The organism is Legionella lansingensis, from assembly GCF_900187355.1.
GTDB classification, from domain to species: Bacteria; Pseudomonadota; Gammaproteobacteria; order Legionellales; family Legionellaceae; genus Tatlockia; species Tatlockia lansingensis.
On sequence record NZ_LT906451.1, the window covers coordinates 235,001 to 253,616 of the forward strand.

Below are 18,616 nucleotides of genomic sequence, written 5' to 3' on the forward strand. Positions count from 1 at the left end.
TAATCGGAGCAGGGTGAGTCGGCTCCTAAGGTGAGGCTGAAGAGCGTAGCTGATGGGAACCAGGTTAATATTCCTGGACTTTCTATAAGTGGTGATGTGGGGACGAAGAAGGCTAGGTGAGCCGGGCGGTGGTTGTCCCGGTACTGGCATGTAGGCGGAGAGACCTGGCAAATCCGGTTTCTTGTTAACGCTGAGGTGCTGAGTGGTTCTGACCCTTCGGGGTGCAGAGAAGTCATTGATGCCCTGCTTCCAGGAAAAGCTGCTAGCCATAACTTATAGAGAACCGTACCGCAAACCGACACAGGTAGACAAGTAGAGAATACTAAGGCGCATGAGAGAACTCGGGTGAAGGAACTAGGCAAAATGGTACCGTAACTTCGGGAGAAGGTACGCCTTTTTTGGTGAGTTGCCTGCGCAATGAGCTGAAGAAGGCCGCAGAGACCAGGTGGCTGCGACTGTTTATTAAAAACACAGCACTCTGCCAATTCGAAAGAAGACGTATAGGGTGTGACGCCTGCCCGGTGCCGGAAGGTTAATTGATGGGGTTATCTTCGGAGAAGCTCTTGATCGAAGCCCCGGTAAACGGCGGCCGTAACTATAACGGTCCTAAGGTAGCGAAATTCCTTGTCGGGTAAGTTCCGACCTGCACGAATGGCGTAACGATGGCCACGCTGTCTCCACCCGAGACTCAGTGAAATTGAAATCGCTGTGAAGATGCAGTGTACCCGCGGCTAGACGGAAAGACCCCGTGAACCTTTACTACAGCTTTGCACTGGACTTTGATGATGACTGTGTAGGATAGGTGGGAGGCTAAGAAGTGCGGACGCTAGTTCGCATGGAGCCGACCTTGAAATACCACCCTGTTATTATTGAGGTTCTAACTTGGTCCAGTAATCCTGGATGAGGACAGTGTATGGTGGGTAGTTTGACTGGGGCGGTCTCCTCCCAAAGAGTAACGGAGGAGCACAAAGGTACCCTCGGTACGGTCGGACATCGTACCAAGAGTGTAAAGGCAAAAGGGTGCTTGACTGCGAGACTGACGGGTCGAGCAGGTACGAAAGTAGGTCTTAGTGATCCGGTGGTTCTGAATGGAAGGGCCATCGCTCAACGGATAAAAGGTACTCCGGGGATAACAGGCTGATACCGCCCAAGAGTTCATATCGACGGCGGTGTTTGGCACCTCGATGTCGGCTCATCACATCCTGGGGCTGAAGCAGGTCCCAAGGGTATGGCTGTTCGCCATTTAAAGTGGTACGCGAGCTGGGTTTAGAACGTCGTGAGACAGTTCGGTCCCTATCTGCCGTGGGCGTAGGAAAATTGAGAGGAGCTGCTCCTAGTACGAGAGGACCGGAGTGGACGAACCTCTGGTGTACCGGTTGTGACGCCAGTTGCATTGCCGGGTAGCTAAGTTCGGACGGGATAACCGCTGAAAGCATCTAAGCGGGAAGCCTCCCTCAAGATGAGTTTTCCCCTGAAGCCCGTTGAAGACGACGACGTTGATAGGCGAGGTGTGGAAGCACAGTAATGTGTGAAGCTAACTCGTACTAATTGGCTGATTGTCTTGACCATATAACCTGAATTGCTTTGGGTGTATGGCCAAACAATAAAAGACAGAAGAAAAGCTTGTGTTACCGAATATTATCTTTACCAACCTGACTGGTGATTAAACCAGCAGAATACCGTTTTTCCTGGCGACCATAGCGGTTTGGAACCACCTGACTCCATCTCGAACTCAGTAGTGAAACAGACCAGCGCCGATGATAGTGTGAGGTTTCCTCATGTGAAAGTAGGTCATCGCCAGGGCTTTTTTATAAGTAGTAGTCCGCAAGGCTGATGATGTGCTGTTTAGGATCACTGAAATTAATCCTAAAGAAGGCATGTAGAGAAAAGAGTATTGCTGGCGTAGCTCAGTAGGTAGAGCAACTGACTTGTAATCAGTAGGTCCCGGGTTCGATTCCTGGTGCCAGCACCATCTAGATCTAGTCCTCATACTGGACTAAAGCTATTGACTTTAGCCATACCATGAAAGAAAATGGCGTTCTTTTGGGAGGGGTTCCCGAGCGGTCAAAGGGATCAGACTGTAAATCTGACGGCTCTGCCTTCGAAGGTTCGAATCCTTCCCCCTCCACCAGTATCGTGCAGACATGGTAAGTAAAAAAGCGGGTGTAGTTCAATGGTAGAACTTCAGCCTTCCAAGCTGATAGCGTGGGTTCGATTCCCATCACCCGCTCCAAGTTTTATTAACAGCCTGTGAATAGTGCAGACTGTAGTTAGAGCCCACATAGCTCAGGCGGTAGAGCACTTCCTTGGTAAGGAAGAGGTCGTTGGTTCGAGTCCAGTTGTGGGCACCATACAGTTATCAACATTTGAAATGGGGAGATCTTTCGATGGCGAAGGAAAAGTTTGAGCGTAAGAAGCCACACGTAAACGTGGGGACGATTGGTCACGTGGACCATGGCAAGACCACATTGACAGCGGCGATTACAACGATTATGGCAAAGAAATTTGGTGGTATAGCGAAGGCTTATGATCAAATTGATGCGGCGCCAGAAGAGCGCGAGCGAGGAATTACGATATCGACGGCGCATGTGGAATATGAATCAGCAAATCGTCACTATGCGCATGTGGACTGTCCAGGTCACGCGGATTATGTGAAGAACATGATTACGGGAGCGGCTCAGATGGACGGTGCTATTCTGGTTGTATCAGCAGCAGATGGTCCGATGCCTCAGACGAGGGAGCATATTTTATTGTCTCGCCAAGTGGGTGTTCCTTATATTGTGGTATTCATGAACAAAGCGGACATGGTTGATGACCCTGAACTTCTTGAGTTGGTAGAGATGGAAGTCCGCGACCTATTAAGCAGCTATGAATTTCCTGGTGATGAGATTCCGATTGTTGTTGGTTCAGCATTGAAAGCTCTGGAAGGGGATACGAGCGAGATTGGTGTACCTGCGATTGAGAAATTGATTGAGACGATGGACTCCTACATTCCTGAGCCAGTGAGAAACATTGATAAGAGCTTCCTGCTGCCGATTGAAGATGTATTCTCCATATCTGGACGTGGAACAGTAGTTACTGGCCGTATAGAGAGTGGAATAGTTAGGGTAGGTGAAGAAGTTGAGATAGTAGGTATCCGTGATACGCAGAAGACGACCTGCACAGGCGTTGAGATGTTTAGGAAGCTACTGGATGAAGGTCGAGCAGGCGATAACGTAGGTGTGTTGTTGCGTGGAACGAAACGAGATGAAGTTGAACGAGGTCAAGTATTAGCGAAACCTGGTACAATTAAGCCGCACACCAAATTTGAAGCAGAAGTATATGTTCTGTCAAAAGACGAAGGTGGCCGGCATACTCCATTTTTCAATGGTTATCGTCCGCAATTTTACTTCAGAACGACAGATGTAACAGGCTCATGCGAACTGCCAAGCGGCGTTGAGATGGTTATGCCAGGTGATAACGTCCAAATGACAGTTAGTTTGCATTCACCCATTGCAATGGATGAAGGATTGCGTTTCGCGATTCGTGAAGGTGGCCGCACCGTTGGTGCCGGTGTAGTCGCAAAAATTATTGAATGATTTAAGTGTGAAGCTGAAAAGCTTCACACCATTGGGTTAATATTAGGCCAGTAGCTCAATTGGCAGAGCGGCGGTCTCCAAAACCGCAGGTTGGGGGTTCGATTCCCTCCTGGCCTGCCAACAATTAGATAATTATGAAAAAATCAGCTGACTCCGGAATGAATTTGAAAGAAATAGTATTGTGGTTTGGCATTTTGCTGGTCACAGCTTTAGCTTTTTGGGGAACCTATTATTTTGATTTCTCAGGACCCATAAAAGCTATCATTTGGGTTAGTTGGTTTGTACTATCAGTTTTGTTAGCGTTTTTCACATCGAAAGGAAAAGAAGTCTTTGCATTTGCAAAAGATGCAAAAATAGAATTACAAAAAGTGGTCTGGCCAACACGCCAGGAGACTATTCAAACCACATCAATTGTTATGGCTATGGTGGCCATAACAGGTTTTGTTCTTTGGGGTGTAGACTCTGTAATGATGTGGGCAATCGCTAAATTAACACATTTGGGTTGAAAATACGGTGGAAGAACATAAAACTAAACAGTGGTATGTGGTCCATGCCTATTCAGGTTATGAAAATTTTGTTATGCGTGAAATTAAATCTCGCGCAGAGTATCATCATCTATTAGATAAGATTGGTGAGGTCGTCGTTCCGTCTGAAGAAGTCGTTGAAATGCGGGCCGGTCAAAAACGAAAGAGCACGCGAAAATTCTTCCCTGGCTATGTCCTTGTTCACATGGTGATGGATGATGAAACCTGGCATATGATACGAGCTATTCCTCGAGTTCTGGGATTCATTGGCGGAACAAGTCAGACTCCAACTCCGATTACGGATAAGGAAGCAAGGGCTATTTTGCAACGTGTTGAAGAAGGTGTTACCAAGCCGAAACCCAAAATTCTCTTTGAACCAGGTGAGGTGGTTCGAGTTAAAGAAGGACCTTTTGTTGATTTCAATGGTGTGGTTGAGGAAGTTAATTATGAGAAAAACCGCTTAAGAGTGGCCGTGTTGATATTTGGTCGTTCGACACCAGTTGAATTGGAGTTTAGTCAGGTTGAGAAAACCTAACTAATTTTGTAAACCGGGAAGCTAAAGTAACTTTGTGATGCTCTTTTGTTGCAGTGAACTAGCGCTATACCCATGAGGAGTCATAATGGCTAAAAAAGTTGAAGCATATATTAAATTGCAAATCCCTGCTGGTAAGGCTAATCCAAGTCCTCCAGTAGGTCCGGCACTGGGACAACGTGGTGTCAACATTATGGAGTTCTGCAAGGCATTTAATGCTGCTACTCAAAATATTGAACCAGGTCTGGTCACCCCAGTAATTATTACGGTTTATTCTGATCGTAGTTTCACGTTTGTAACCAAAACCCCACCAGCTTCTGTTTTACTTAAAAAAGCTGCGGGAATACAGAGCGGTAGTGGCACGCCCAACACCAAAAAAGTTGCTAAGCTTACTCGCGCTCAACTTGAAGACATCGCCAAAATGAAACAACCTGATTTGACAGCGGGTAGTTTAGATGCAGCAGTCCACAGTATCGCTGGAACTGCTAGAAGCATGGGCATAGAAGTCGAAGGTTTGGAATAAGGGGTGATGCAATGGCGATGAGTAAAAAGCAAAAGAATATCCGTGAAAAGGTGAAAGTAAATCATCTTTATAATGCAACAGAAGCAATAGCAATTCTTAAGGAATTTGCGAGTAAGAATTTTGAAGAAAGTGTTGATATCAGCGTAAATTTAGGCGTCGATCCTCGTAAGTCAGATCAAGTTGTACGCTCTTCAACAAATCTACCAAAAGGTACTGGTAAAAAAGTTCGCGTTGCGGTATTTGCACAAGGCGAAAATGCAACGAAAGCTAAAAATGCTGGAGCTGATTTGGTTGGTTTCGAGGATTTAGCCGAGCAAATTAAAGCAGGTGAAATGAATTTCGATGTGGTGATTGCAACACCAGATGCAATGCGTATTGTTGGTCAGCTGGGTCAAATTCTAGGTCCTCGTGGATTAATGCCCAACCCGAAGGTCGGTACTGTTACTACGAATGTAGAAGCTGCTGTTGCTGATGCTAAAGCTGGTCAAGTGCGTTATAGAACTGATAAAAACGGTATTATTCACTGTACAGTAGGAAAGATAACCTTCTCCCCAGAAGATTTAATCGAAAATATTTCTACATTGATTATTGACTTGAAAAAGGCTAAGCCAGCATCGGCGAAGGGTGTTTACTTAAAGAAAATATCCTTATCAACCACAATGGGACCAGGTTTGCCTATTGATATTGCTACACTACCCGTGTAATATATATCGCCTTTTAAATCGCTTTCACGGCAAAGACATGGTTCGATGCCGTCGAAGACCGCAGGTGCCTAGATTAGAGCTTAATATCCTGCGCAGACGGTGAACCGGCTCCGGGATTTTTCTGGGACGGCCACCATAACTGTCAAATCATTCTTGATATGATTTGCTCAACTTAGGAGGTCAGTAACGTGACGTTAACATTAGCTGCAAAAAAAGCCGTTGTTGAAGAAGTAACTGCTGTTGCTTCTAAGGCTATTTCGGCAGTCGTTGCTGATTATCGTGGTTTAACTGTCAATCAAATGACACAATTGCGTAGCGAAGCACGCAAAGCCGGTGTTTATTTACGGGTAGTGCGAAATACACTCACTCGTAGAGCTTTCGAAGGCACCGATTTTGCCTGTCTCAATGATATGCTAGTTGGTCCTTTATTTATTGCTTTATCTCTCGAAGCCCCGAGTGATGCAGCAAGAATGTTAAAGGAGTTCGTCAAGACATTTGATAAGCTTGAGATCAAAGCATTAGCTGTCAGTGGTAAGGTATTTAGTCCTGATCAACTCGACGCTGTAGCTAGTCTACCTACACGTGAGGAAGCATTGGCTAAACTTATGTATGTGATGAAAGCACCTATCGAAAAATTTGTTCGTACTCTTGCAGAGCCGCATGCCAAGTTGGTCAGAACGCTTGCTGCAATCAAGGACAAAAAACAGTAATAAACCACATAATCTTTATAATTTTTAACCTAGGAGCTAGAAATGGCTGTATCAAAAAATGAGATTCTTGACACAATCTCTAACATGTCTGTAATGGAAATAGTAGAACTAATAGAAGCAATGGAAGAAAAATTCCATGTTTCCGCTGCCGCTGCTGCTGTTGCTGTTGCAGCACCTGCTGCAGGTGCTGCTGCCGCCGCTGAAGAAAAAACTGAATTCAACGTTGTAATGAGCAGCTTTGGTTCAAACAAAGTCGGCGTAATTAAAGCAATTCGTGAAATCACCGGTTTAGGCTTGAAAGAAGCTAAAGACTTGGTAGAAGGAGCTCCTTCAACTGTTAAAGAAGGTGTATCTAAAGACGAAGCCGCCGAAATTAAAAAGAAACTTGAAGAAGCCGGCGCGACTGTCGAAGTTAAGTAATACTGTTACAGAAAAGTTAAAGAACCCGGCCATGGTTTCATGGCTGGGTTTGTGTGTTTGATGATATCCAAATAATTTTACAGAGGAACCACCATGGCAATTGCAAAAGCTAAACCTCAATATTCACATGCTGAGAAAAAACGATTTCGCAAAAGCTTTGGTAGGCAGGCAGATATGATGGACATTCCCAATCTGCTTGAGATCCAGCTCAAATCGTATAGAGACTTCTTGCAGACAGATTCAACGGGAAATGGTCAGCAAAAGACGGGATTACATGCTGCATTCTCATCCGTCTTCCCTATTGAGAGTTTTTCTGGAAATGCCAAACTTGAATACGTCAGTTACAAATTAGGCGAGCCAGCTTTTGATGTGCGTGAGTGTAAATTAAGAGGCCTAACTTATTCAGCGCCACTGCGAGTCAAAATCAGATTAGTTGTTTTTGACAAAGAGGCAAGTGGTGAACCAAAGCCGATTAAGGACATCCGTGAGCAAGATGTGTTTATGGGTGAAATTCCTTTAATGACCGATGTTGGTACATTTGTTGTTAATGGTACAGAGCGGGTTGTGGTGTCTCAGCTGCATCGTTCCCCAGGCGTTATTTTTGAGCATGATCGCGGTAAAACACATTCTTCCGGTAAATTACTCTACTCAGCACGTATTATTCCTTATCGTGGCTCCTGGCTTGATTTTGAGTTTGATCCTAAAGATTGTGTCTTTGTACGTATTGATAGAAGACGTAAGCTACCAGTTACTATTTTGCTACGTGCTTTAGGTTACGAAACAGAAGATATTCTTGCCGAATTTTTTGAAACCACGACCTGTCAATTAAGAAACGGTGAGTTCCACATTAATCTCATTCCTGCTAGGCTACGTGGTGAAATTGCATCCTTTGATATTGCTGTACCTGAAACTGGAGAACTCATTGTAGAGCAAGGTCGTCGCATTACTGCTCGTCATATTAAGCAAATGGAAAAAAGCAATATGCGGGATCTTGTAGTCCCCACTGATTATCTCATTGGTAAGGTACTGGCTAAAAATATAATTAATGCTGAAACAGGAGAAATTATTGCTCAGGCTAATGATGAAGTTAGCGCTGAATTACTTGATCAGCTTGCTGATAATGGCATCCTCAGTTTCGATATGATTTATACAAATGATCTTGATCATGGTTCTTATATATCTGATACCCTGAGAATAGATCCCACGACCAGTCAGCTTGAAGCACTGGTTGAGATTTATCGCATGATGCGCCCAGGTGAGCCACCTACAAAAGAGGCCGCCGAAGCATTGTTTAAAAACCTTTTCTTTGCTGAAGATCGTTATGATTTGTCAGCTGTTGGGCGCATGAAATTTAATCGTCGTGTAGGTAGAAAAGAGGATTCTGGTCCAGGCACTTTGACTAAAGAGGATATTCTTGCCGTCATCAAAACGCTTATCGATATCCGCAACGGTATCGGAATGGTTGATGATATTGATCACCTAGGAAACCGACGAGTACGCAGTGTAGGTGAAATGGCGGAAAACCAATTCCGGGTTGGCCTTGTAAGGGTTGAACGAGCTGTCAAGGAACGTTTAAGCTTGGTGGAATCCGAGAATTTGATGCCGCAAGATTTAATCAACGCAAAACCTGTTTCTGCTGCAGTAAAAGAATTCTTTGGTTCAAGTCAATTGTCGCAATTTATGGATCAAGTTAACCCCTTATCAGGTGTTACACACAAGCGACGTGTTTCTGCTCTTGGTCCAGGTGGATTGACAAGAGAGCGAGCTGGATTTGAGGTTCGTGACGTACACACGACTCACTATGGTCGAGTTTGCCCAATTGAAACACCTGAAGGACCAAATATTGGGTTAATTAACTCCTTGTCTGTTTATGCTAGAACGAATGATTATGGCTTTATTGAAACACCTTGTCGTAAGGTAATTAATGGTCGTGTGACCAATGAGATCGAATACCTTTCAGCAATCGAGGAAGTTGATCAATATATCGCGCAATCAAATGTCCCGGTGGATGCCAAGGGGAATATTTTGGCTGACTTGGTCCCATGCCGACATCAGAATGAATTTTCCTTAACGACACCTGACAAAATAAACTACATGGATGTCTCTCCTAAGCAGATCGTTTCTGTGGCAGCATCGCTGATTCCTTTCTTGGAGCATGATGATGCTAACCGTGCTTTGATGGGTTCAAATATGCAACGGCAAGCAGTACCGACGCTACGTTCAGAGAAGCCATTGGTGGGCACAGGAATGGAGCGTACTGTCGCTTCTGACTCAGGCGTGTCTGTCGTAGCAAAACGTGGCGGAGTTATTGATTCTGTGGATGCGTCACGCATAGTGGTTCGTGTTAATGATGATGAAACAACTGCTGGTGAAGCGGGAGTCGATATTTATAACTTAACCAAATATTTCCGCTCAAACCAAGATACTTGCATTAACCAACGTCCTATCGTGTCCAAAGGGGATCGAATACAGCGAGGCGACATATTGGCTGATGGCCCTTGTACAGATATGGGTGAACTTGCTTTAGGACAAAATCTTTTAGTGGCGTTCATGCCATGGAACGGGTACAACTTCGAGGATTCTATTCTTATTTCAGAGCGAATTGTTCAAGAAGATAGATTTACTACCATCCATATCGAGGAATTAACCTGCATCGCTAGAGATACGAAGCTTGGAACAGAGGAGATCACTGCCGATATTCCTAATGTAGGTGAGGCTGCTTTAGCAAATCTTGATGAATCAGGTGTGGTTTATATTGGTGCAGAAGTTAGTGCTGGCGATATTTTGGTTGGTAAAGTAACTCCAAAAGGTGAAACACAACTTACTCCAGAAGAGAAATTATTACGAGCTATTTTTGGTGAAAAAGCTTCAGATGTTAAAGACTCTTCTCTGCGGGTACCATCTGGTATGAATGGCACAGTAATCGATGTGCAAATCTTTACTCGTGATGGCCTTGAGAAGGATGAGCGTGCAAAAAGTATTGAGGAAGAACATCTCGCTCGTGTTCGCAAGGACTTAATCGACGAACGACGCATTCGCGAAGAAGATATTTACCATCGTGTCAGTAATCTTTTACTTGATAAGGTTGTGAAAGGCGGTCCAGGAATAAAAGCTGGTTCCAAGGTAACGTCTGATCATCTGAATAAAATCGACCGAGAAAAATGGTTCGATATTCGTGTGGATGATGATGCTATCAGTCAACAATTAGAGCAACTTTCCAAACAAATGGATTTACTCGGTAAAGAAATGGAAAAACGCTTTAATGACAGTCGCAAAAAAATCGTGCAAGGAGATGATCTAGCACCTGGCGTATTGAAGATCGTTAAGGTTTACTTGGCCGTTAAACGACGCATACAACCGGGTGACAAAATGGCGGGACGTCACGGAAACAAAGGCGTTATCTCCATTGTTGTTCCAGTCGAAGACATGCCTTATATGGAGGATGGCACCGCTGTGGATATCGTACTAAATCCATTAGGGGTTCCTTCTCGGATGAACATCGGCCAGGTGCTAGAGACACATCTTGGTCTGGCTGCCAAAGGTCTTGGCCAAAGAATTGCTGATCTCATAGAAAGTCAGAATTCTGTGAAAGAAATTAGATCTTACCTAGATAAAATTTACAATCATGATAAGAAACGAGTTCATCTTGAGAGTTTGAATGATGAGGAAGTCATGATTTTAGCTGATAATCTTAAAGCGGGTGTGCCAATGGCAACCCCTGTTTTCGATGGGGCTAGCGAAAATGAGATTAAAGCGATGTTGGAATTGGCTGGCCTTCGACCTGATGGCAAGACAATTTTGTATGATGGCAGAACTGGAAAGCAATTTGATAATCCAGTAACTGTAGGCTATATGTATATGCTTAAGCTAAATCATTTAGTTGATGACAAGATGCATGCGCGATCCACTGGTTCTTACAGCCTGGTGACCCAACAGCCATTAGGTGGTAAAGCCCAGTTTGGTGGCCAACGCTTTGGGGAGATGGAGGTTTGGGCTCTAGAAGCTTACGGCGCTGCATATACGTTGCAAGAGATGTTAACAGTTAAATCAGATGATGTCGGAGGACGTACTAAGATATATAAAAATATAGTTGATGGCGATCATCGTATGGATCCCGGTATGCCTGAATCTTTCAACGTTTTATTGAAAGAAATAAGGGCTTTGGGTATCGATATCGAGCTCGAACATGATTAATTCGTTCAATGATAACTTCTGACAACTATTTTTGGAGGCATAGACTTGGCTAATCTCGAACCTATGAGAAAACCACCTGTAATGAGTGATTTGCTTGGCATCCTCAAACAGCAAGGTCAAAGTGAAGAATTTGATGCAATCAAAATTGCACTGGCTTCACCGGATTTAATTCGTTCATGGTCCTACGGCGAAGTTAAAAAGCCTGAGACTATCAACTATCGCACGTTCAAACCAGAACGTGATGGATTGTTTTGTGCCAAAACATTTGGCCCAGTCAAAGACTATGAATGCTTATGTGGTAAGTATAAGCGTCTCAAGCACCGCGGAGTTATCTGCGAAAAATGCGGCGTGGAGCTCGCATTGGCTAAAGTACGCCGGGAACGCATGGGGCATATTGAGCTTGCAAGCCCAGTGGCTCATATCTGGTTCCTCAAATCGTTGCCATCACGAATTGGTCTATTACTCGATATGACTTTACGCGACATTGAACGTGTCCTGTACTTTGAAGCTTTTGTCGTAGTTGACCCAGGCATGACGGAACTGGAGCGCGGCCAGCTACTAAATGATGAAGCGTACCTCGATGCAATGGAGCAGTATGGTGATGAATTCGATGCTCGTATGGGTGCAGAAGCAATCCGTGATTTACTGCGTCAAATTGATCTTGACGAAGAAGTTAGCACACTACGTGAAGAGTTACCGACAACGAATTCCGAAACGAAAATCAAAAAGATTACTAAGCGATTGAAGCTGCTAGAAGCGTTTCAGGAGTCAGGCAATAAACCTGAGTGGATGATTATGGATGTTCTCCCCGTTCTGCCTCCTGATTTACGTCCTCTAGTACCTTTAGATGGTGGACGTTTTGCTACCTCTGATCTAAATGACCTCTACCGTCGAGTTATTAATCGTAATAACCGCTTGAAGAGACTACTTGATCTTAGTGCGCCTGATATTATTGTGCGCAATGAAAAACGCATGCTGCAAGAGTCAGTTGATGCTTTGCTCGATAATGGTCGTCGTGGCCGTGCTATTACTGGAACGAACAAGCGTCCTTTAAAATCATTGGCAGACATGATTAAGGGTAAGCAAGGCCGCTTTAGACAGAATCTCCTTGGTAAACGTGTTGACTATTCAGGACGTTCAGTTATCGTGGTCGGCCCAACATTGCGTCTTCACCAATGTGGTTTACCCAAAAAGATGGCACTAGAGCTTTTCAAACCGTTCATTTTTAGCAAGCTTGAATTTAGAGGTTTAGCAACCACGATTAAAGCTGCTAAAAAAATGGTTGAGCGTGAAGACCCGGTGGTTTGGGATATTTTGGATGATGTTATTCGTGAGCATCCGATTCTCTTGAACCGCGCACCTACCTTGCACAGGTTAGGTATTCAGGCTTTTGAACCCGTTTTAATTGAAGGCAAAGCGATACAGCTTCATCCTTTAGTTTGTACCGCTTATAACGCGGATTTCGACGGTGACCAAATGGCTGTTCACGTGCCCTTAACGCTGGAAGCCCAGTTAGAGGCACGTTCGCTCATGATGTCAACTAACAATATTTTATCACCAGCGAGTGGTGAGCCAATTATTGTTCCTAGCCAGGACGTGGTACTAGGGCTTTATTATTTAACGAGAGAACGTATAGGCGCGAAAGGTGAAGGCAAAATTTTTGCCAGTGCACAAGAAGCGCAAAATTTCTATGAAGCAGGTTATGTTGATATTCATGCCAAAGTGAAAATTAGAATGCCGCATGAAGAGGGAGAGGGATATCAGTTGGTGGAAACAACCGTCGGCCGTGCTATTCTCTCAGATCTTTTACCTAAAGGAATGTCATTTTCTTTAATCAACAGAGCAATGACTAAAAAGGCCATCACCAAAGTTGTTGATACTTGCTATCGTAAGTTTGGTCTGAAAGAAACGGTTATCTTTGCAGACCAACTGATGTATACCGGCTTTAAATTTGCTACCAGAGCTGGAGCGTCTATTGGTATAGAAGATATGGAAATCCCTGACGATAAAGCCGCCATCATTGAACAAGCCGACAATGAGGTGCGTGAGATTGAAACACAATATCGTTCAGGATTAGTAACCAACGGCGAACGATACAATAAGGTCATTGACATTTGGTCACGTACCAATGAAATGGTGGCTAAATCAATGATGACGAAAATTGCTACAGAAGAAGTCACAACGCCTGATGGTAAGATAGCGCGCCAAGAATCGTTCAATCCCATCTTTATGATGGCCGACTCTGGTGCTAGAGGATCCGCAGCTCAGATTAGACAGTTGGCAGGAATGCGAGGGTTAATGGCTGCGCCTGATGGCTCGATCATTGAGACACCAATTACAGCTAATTTCCGTGAAGGCTTAAATGTTTTCCAATACTTTATTTCCACTCACGGAGCACGTAAAGGTCTGGCTGACACTGCGTTAAAAACGGCAAACTCAGGTTATTTAACACGTCGTCTGGTGGATGTGGCACAAGACGTTGTCATTACTGAAGATGATTGCGGTACAGAGCATGGTATTTTAATGCAACCGTTGATTGAAGGTGGAGACATTGTTGAACCACTGCATGAGCGTGTGCTTGGTCGTGTAGTGGCTACTGACGTCTATATTCCAAATGAAAAAGAACCCATCGTCACCGCAGGTACATTGTTGGATGAAGATTGGGTGGAAAAACTTGAGAAATTTGGTGTTGACCAAGTACTGGTAAGATCTCCCATTACTTGTGAAACCAGATTTGGACTTTGTGCAAAATGTTATGGTCGTGATTTGGCGCGTGGTCATCTAGTTAATACCGGGGAGGCTGTGGGTATTATTGCTGCACAATCCATCGGTGAACCTGGAACACAGTTAACAATGCGTACTTTCCATATTGGAGGTGCTGCATCAAGAGCGACGGCGGCTAACAACATTCAAATTAAGAATAAAGGGGTCATCCGTTTACATAACATTAAAACCGTATCCCATGAAAATAGTAATCTTGTTGCTGTTTCTCGTTCTGGGGAGGTATCCATCGCTGATGATTTTGGTCGTGAGCGTGAACGTTACAAGTTACCATACGGTGCTGTATTAACGGTACATGACAATATGTCTGTCGAAGCTGGGCAAATTATTGCCACCTGGGATCCACATACACACCCAGTGATTTCAGAAGTTAGCGGTAGGTTGAAATTTGTAGACCTTATCGAAGGCCTGACCATGAATCGCCAAACAGATGAATTAACAGGTTTAAGCAATATCGTCGTTATCGATGCCAAGCAACGCAGTGCCGCTGGCCGAGATCTGCGTCCGATGGTGAAATTGGTCTCTGACGATGGTGAGGATATCTACTTGGCAGGTACAAATGTTCCTGCTCAATATTATTTGCCTGTCGATGCAATCATTAATTTTGAAGATGGTAGCACTGTTGGTATTGGTGATGTTATTGCTCGTATCCCGCAAGAACGTTCCAAGACGCGTGATATTACCGGGGGATTACCAAGGGTAGCTGATCTCTTCGAGGCCAGAAAACCAAAAGATGCTGCTGTCATGGCGGAGACTTCTGGATTAGTGAACTTTGGCAAAGAGACAAAAGGTAAACGACGTCTAATTATTACTGCATCTGAACATGAATATCATGAAGAATTGATTCCTAAATGGCGCCATATTTCAGTTTTTGAAGGTGAACATGTGGAGCGTGGTGAGGTTATTGCCGATGGCCCGCTCAATCCTCATGATATTTTACGTTTGCTTGGTGTTGGAGCATTGGCAAATTATATCGTCAATGAGGTACAAGACGTTTACCGCTTACAAGGGGTAAAAATCAATGACAAACACATTGAAGTGATTGTAAGACAAATGCTGCGTAAGCGAGTGATAACTTCAGCCGGGGACTCGAAATTCCTGGTGGGTGAACAAGTTGAAGAAAGCGTCATGCTCCAAGAAAACGATAAGTTGCTTGCTGATGGTAAGCAAATTGCGGAGGGAACACCAATTCTGCTGGGTATCACCAAAGCTTCATTGGCGACCGAATCCTTTATTTCCGCCGCTTCTTTCCAAGAGACGACTCGGGTCTTAACCGAAGCTGCTGTCAGTGGAAAAGTTGATGATTTGCGTGGTTTAAAAGAAAACGTAATGGTAGGTCGCTTGATCCCAGCCGGAACTGGTTATGCCTATCATCAAAGCCGCAAGGCTAAACGCGCTAGAGCTGCTGGTGTAGAGCCTAGCACGCATACGGTGACTGCTAGTGATGTAGAACATGCATTGAGCGAAGCGCTGAATGCGGATCACAATGAGCATTAATACGGACTCTATTTAGCGGCAGGTTTGTGAACTTGACAAACTTGCCGTACCTATATAGAATCCGGCCTCCTTATGCATTCGAAAACAGATATAGTGAAGATCGGAGTTAAGAATAAATGGCTACTATTAATCAGCTAGTAAGAAAGCCTCGCGTGAACCCTAAAAAGAAGAGTAATGTCCCAGCATTGGAATCATGTCCACAGCGACGTGGTGTTTGTACTCGTGTGTATACAACCACACCTAAAAAGCCTAACTCAGCTATGCGTAAGGTTGCCCGTGTTCGTTTGACCAATGGTTTCGAGGTTACATCGTATATTGGTGGTGAAGGCCACAATCTGCAAGAGCACTCTGTAGTATTGATTCGCGGTGGTCGTGTTAAAGACTTACCTGGTGTGCGCTATCACACTGTTCGCGGTAGCTTGGATACCTCTGGTGTCAACGATCGTAAACAAGGTCGTTCTAAGTACGGTACTAAGAAACCAAAAGATAAGAAATAATCTGATTGTAGGAATTAGACATGCCAAGAAGAAGAGAAGTCCCCAAACGCGAGATTTTACCTGATCCTAAACATCATAGTGAACTGCTCGCTAAATTTATTAATGTGCTCATGGTTAGCGGCAAAAAATCTATTGCTGAGAAAATAATTTATGGTGCATTGGAGCTATTAAACGAGCGTGTAAAGAAGAACCGAAAGACTGATGAAGAGAGTGGTGATGAAGGCAGCACTGGTTCAAGCGCTGTTGGTGTTTTGCGTTATTTTGAACAAGCACTGGATAATGTGCGTCCAAGCGTTGAGGTTAGATCACGTCGTGTAGGTGGAGCTACTTATCAGGTTCCTGTAGAAGTTCGTACTGATAGAAGCATCGCTTTAGGCATGCGTTGGATTGTTCAGGCTGCCCGCTCCCGTGGCGAAAAAGGGATGATGTTACGTCTGGCAGGTGAGCTAATGGACGCGTTTGAGAACAAAGGTTCAGCAGTTAAAAAACGTGAAGATACACATAAAATGGCTAAAGCTAACCAAGCTTTTGCGCATTTTAGATGGAATTAATAGAGAGGTAAGTCGTGTCTACTCCACTTGAGCTATACAGAAATATTGGCATTGCTGCACACGTTGATGCCGGAAAGACTACAACCACCGAACGTGTTCTTTTTTACACGGGTATGTCACATAAAATGGGTGAGGTACATGATGGTGCTGCAACGATGGACTGGATGGTTCAGGAGCAGGAGCGTGGAATCACCATTACTTCGGCAGCTACGACTTGCTACTGGTCAGGAATGGATAAAAATTATCCGCGCCATCGTATTAATATTATTGATACCCCAGGCCACGTTGACTTTATGATTGAAGTAGAACGCTCATTGCGTGTTCTTGATGGCGCGATCGTGGTGTTTGACTCCGTGTCAGGAGTGGAGCCACAATCCGAGACTGTATGGCGACAATCTGATAAGTATGGTGTTCCACGGATCGTTTTTGTGAACAAAATGGACCGAATGGGAGCTAATTTCATCAGAGTAGTTGAGCAAATCCAGCAACGCTTAGGTTCTAATCCTGTGGTAGTGCAGTTGCCTATTGGTGCTGAAGATGCCTTCAAAGGCGTAGTTGATTTGGTAAAAATGAAAGCCATTCATTGGGATGAAGAATCCAAAGGCATGAGCTTTGAATATAAAGACGTCCCTGCAGACATGTTAGCGAAATGTGAAGAGTACCGCGCTAAAATTATTGAAGCTGCAGCTGAAGTATCAGAAGAGTTAATGGAAAAGTATCTTGAAGGTGAAGAATTCACTGAGCAAGAAATTAAAAGCGCATTACGACAACGTACTGTTAACAATGAGATCGTTCCAGTATTTTGTGGTTCAGCGTTCAAAAATAAAGGAGTTCAAGCTGTTCTTGATGGAGTGATTGAGTATCTGCCTTCCCCAATTGATATCCCGGATATTCGTGGTATGGATGAAGATGGTGGAGAAATTCATCGCAAAACGTCTTATGATGAACCGTTCTCGGCATTGGCTTTTAAAATTGCAACGGATCCTTTCGTGGGTACCCTGACCTATTTTCGTACCTATTCTGGGGTACTTAAAAGTGGTGATACCGTTTACAATCCAGTAAAAGGCAAAAAAGAACGCATTGGTCGCTTATTGCAAATGCATGCTAATTCGCGCGAAGAAATTAAAGAGGTTAGAGCTGGAGATATAGCTGCAGCTGTGGGGCTAAAAACCGTAACGACCGGTGATACGCTCTGTGACGTTAACCATGTTGTGACTTTAGAGCGCATGGATTTCCCTGATCCAGTTATTGCTGTGGCTGTTGAGCCTAAAACAAAAGCGGATCAAGAAAAGATGTCTATTGCTCTTGGCAAATTAGCACAAGAAGATCCTTCATTCCGTGTTCATACAGATGAAGAGTCAGGGCAAACAATTATCGAGGGCATGGGAGAACTCCACCTAGAAATTATTGTTGATAGAATGAAACGTGAGTTCAATGTTGAGGCGAACGTTGGTAAGCCACAAGTTGCTTATCGCGAGACAATCAAAACTGCCGTTGAACAAGAAGGTAAGTTTGTTCGCCAATCAGGTGGCCGTGGTCAATATGGTCACGTTTGGCTTAAAATCGAACCCCAAGAACCAGGTGTTGGTTATGAGTTCGTAAATGCTATCGTTGGCGGTGTTATTCCCAAAGAATATATTCCTGCTGTTGATAAAGGTGTACAAGAGCAACTTCAAAATGGTGTTCTCGCTGGATATCCCGTTGTTGATGTCAAAGTGACTTTGTTTGATGGTTCATTCCATGAGGTCGATTCAAGCGAGATGGCATTCAAGATTGCTGGTTCACAGTGCTTCAAGCAAGGTGCATTGAAGGCTAAGCCTGTTTTACTTGAACCTATAATGCATGTGGAAGTGGTTACTCCTGAAGATTACATGGGTGATGTAATGGGTGACCTCAACCGTAGAAGAGGTATGGTTCAAGGTATGGAAGATTCTCCTGCTGGAAAAATAGTGCGGGCAGAAGTCCCTCTTGCTGAAATGTTTGGTTACGCTACAGATCTTCGTTCTGCAACTCAAGGTCGTGCAACATATTCTATGGAGTTCTCTAGATATGCAGAAGCGCCAACCAACATTGCTGAAGCAATTATTAAGAAACAATAAAAGTTA

General features: G+C 44.2%; 12 protein-coding genes, 5 tRNA genes and 2 rRNA genes (1 of these 19 only partly in view). All 19 read left to right on the plus strand.

Annotated elements, in window-relative coordinates:
* Window positions 1–1,569, plus strand: a 23S ribosomal RNA gene (locus CKV79_RS01070); it begins 1,324 nt to the left of the window's first position.
* A gap of 118 nt (window positions 1,570–1,687) precedes the next feature.
* Window positions 1,688–1,803: ribosomal RNA gene (gene rrf / locus CKV79_RS01075) — 5S ribosomal RNA — on the plus strand.
* A 93-nt stretch (window positions 1,804–1,896) separates the two neighbouring features.
* Window positions 1,897–1,972, plus strand: a tRNA-Thr gene (locus CKV79_RS01080).
* A gap of 74 nt (window positions 1,973–2,046) precedes the next feature.
* A tRNA-Tyr gene (locus CKV79_RS01085) sits at window positions 2,047–2,131 on the plus strand.
* 28 nt (window positions 2,132–2,159) lie between these two features.
* Window positions 2,160–2,233, plus strand: a tRNA-Gly gene (locus tag CKV79_RS01090).
* A gap of 42 nt (window positions 2,234–2,275) precedes the next feature.
* Window positions 2,276–2,351: transfer RNA gene (locus CKV79_RS01095), tRNA-Thr, on the plus strand.
* A gap of 36 nt (window positions 2,352–2,387) precedes the next feature.
* Window positions 2,388–3,578: an elongation factor Tu gene (tuf, locus tag CKV79_RS01100; RefSeq protein WP_028373276.1), complete on the plus strand. Its 1,191-nt coding sequence runs from the start codon at window positions 2,388–2,390 to the stop codon at window positions 3,576–3,578.
* Window positions 3,579–3,622: 44 nt separating this feature from the next.
* A tRNA-Trp gene (locus CKV79_RS01105) sits at window positions 3,623–3,698 on the plus strand.
* A gap of 14 nt (window positions 3,699–3,712) precedes the next feature.
* A complete protein-coding gene (secE, locus tag CKV79_RS01110) occupies window positions 3,713–4,084 on the plus strand; it encodes a preprotein translocase subunit SecE (RefSeq protein WP_028374155.1) in 372 nt (123 codons plus the stop codon).
* Window positions 4,085–4,091: 7 nt separating this feature from the next.
* Complete coding sequence (gene nusG / locus CKV79_RS01115) at window positions 4,092–4,637, plus strand: transcription termination/antitermination protein NusG (protein ID WP_028374156.1); 546 nt, start codon at window positions 4,092–4,094, stop codon at window positions 4,635–4,637.
* An 85-nt stretch (window positions 4,638–4,722) separates the two neighbouring features.
* Window positions 4,723–5,157, plus strand: coding sequence for a 50S ribosomal protein L11 (rplK, locus tag CKV79_RS01120; protein ID WP_028374157.1), 435 nt, complete (start codon window positions 4,723–4,725; stop codon window positions 5,155–5,157).
* An 11-nt stretch (window positions 5,158–5,168) separates the two neighbouring features.
* Window positions 5,169–5,861, plus strand: a complete 693-nt coding sequence (rplA, locus tag CKV79_RS01125; RefSeq protein ID WP_028374158.1) for a 50S ribosomal protein L1 — start codon at window positions 5,169–5,171, stop codon at window positions 5,859–5,861.
* A gap of 188 nt (window positions 5,862–6,049) precedes the next feature.
* Window positions 6,050–6,571 carry a 50S ribosomal protein L10 gene (rplJ, locus tag CKV79_RS01130; protein WP_028374159.1) on the plus strand — a complete coding sequence of 174 codons (522 nt, stop codon included), beginning with the start codon at window positions 6,050–6,052 and terminating at the stop codon, window positions 6,569–6,571.
* A 42-nt stretch (window positions 6,572–6,613) separates the two neighbouring features.
* Window positions 6,614–6,991: a 50S ribosomal protein L7/L12 gene (gene rplL / locus CKV79_RS01135; RefSeq protein ID WP_028374160.1), complete on the plus strand. Its 378-nt coding sequence runs from the start codon at window positions 6,614–6,616 to the stop codon at window positions 6,989–6,991.
* A gap of 93 nt (window positions 6,992–7,084) precedes the next feature.
* On the plus strand, window positions 7,085–11,185 hold the full coding sequence (gene rpoB / locus CKV79_RS01140) for a DNA-directed RNA polymerase subunit beta (RefSeq protein WP_028374161.1): 4,101 nt from the start codon (window positions 7,085–7,087) through the stop codon (window positions 11,183–11,185).
* Between the two features lie 81 nt (window positions 11,186–11,266).
* Window positions 11,267–15,463 carry a DNA-directed RNA polymerase subunit beta' gene (rpoC, locus tag CKV79_RS01145; RefSeq protein WP_035916136.1) on the plus strand — a complete coding sequence of 1,399 codons (4,197 nt, stop codon included), beginning with the start codon at window positions 11,267–11,269 and terminating at the stop codon, window positions 15,461–15,463.
* A 116-nt stretch (window positions 15,464–15,579) separates the two neighbouring features.
* Window positions 15,580–15,960, plus strand: a complete 381-nt coding sequence (gene rpsL, locus CKV79_RS01150) for a 30S ribosomal protein S12 (protein ID WP_028374163.1) — start codon at window positions 15,580–15,582, stop codon at window positions 15,958–15,960.
* 20 nt (window positions 15,961–15,980) lie between these two features.
* Entirely contained in the window at window positions 15,981–16,511 is a 531-nt protein-coding gene (gene rpsG / locus CKV79_RS01155; protein ID WP_028374164.1) for a 30S ribosomal protein S7, read from the plus strand.
* 14 nt (window positions 16,512–16,525) lie between these two features.
* A complete protein-coding gene (gene fusA / locus CKV79_RS01160; protein WP_028374165.1) occupies window positions 16,526–18,610 on the plus strand; it encodes an elongation factor G in 2,085 nt (694 codons plus the stop codon).
* Window positions 18,611–18,616: the final 6 nt, after the last annotated feature.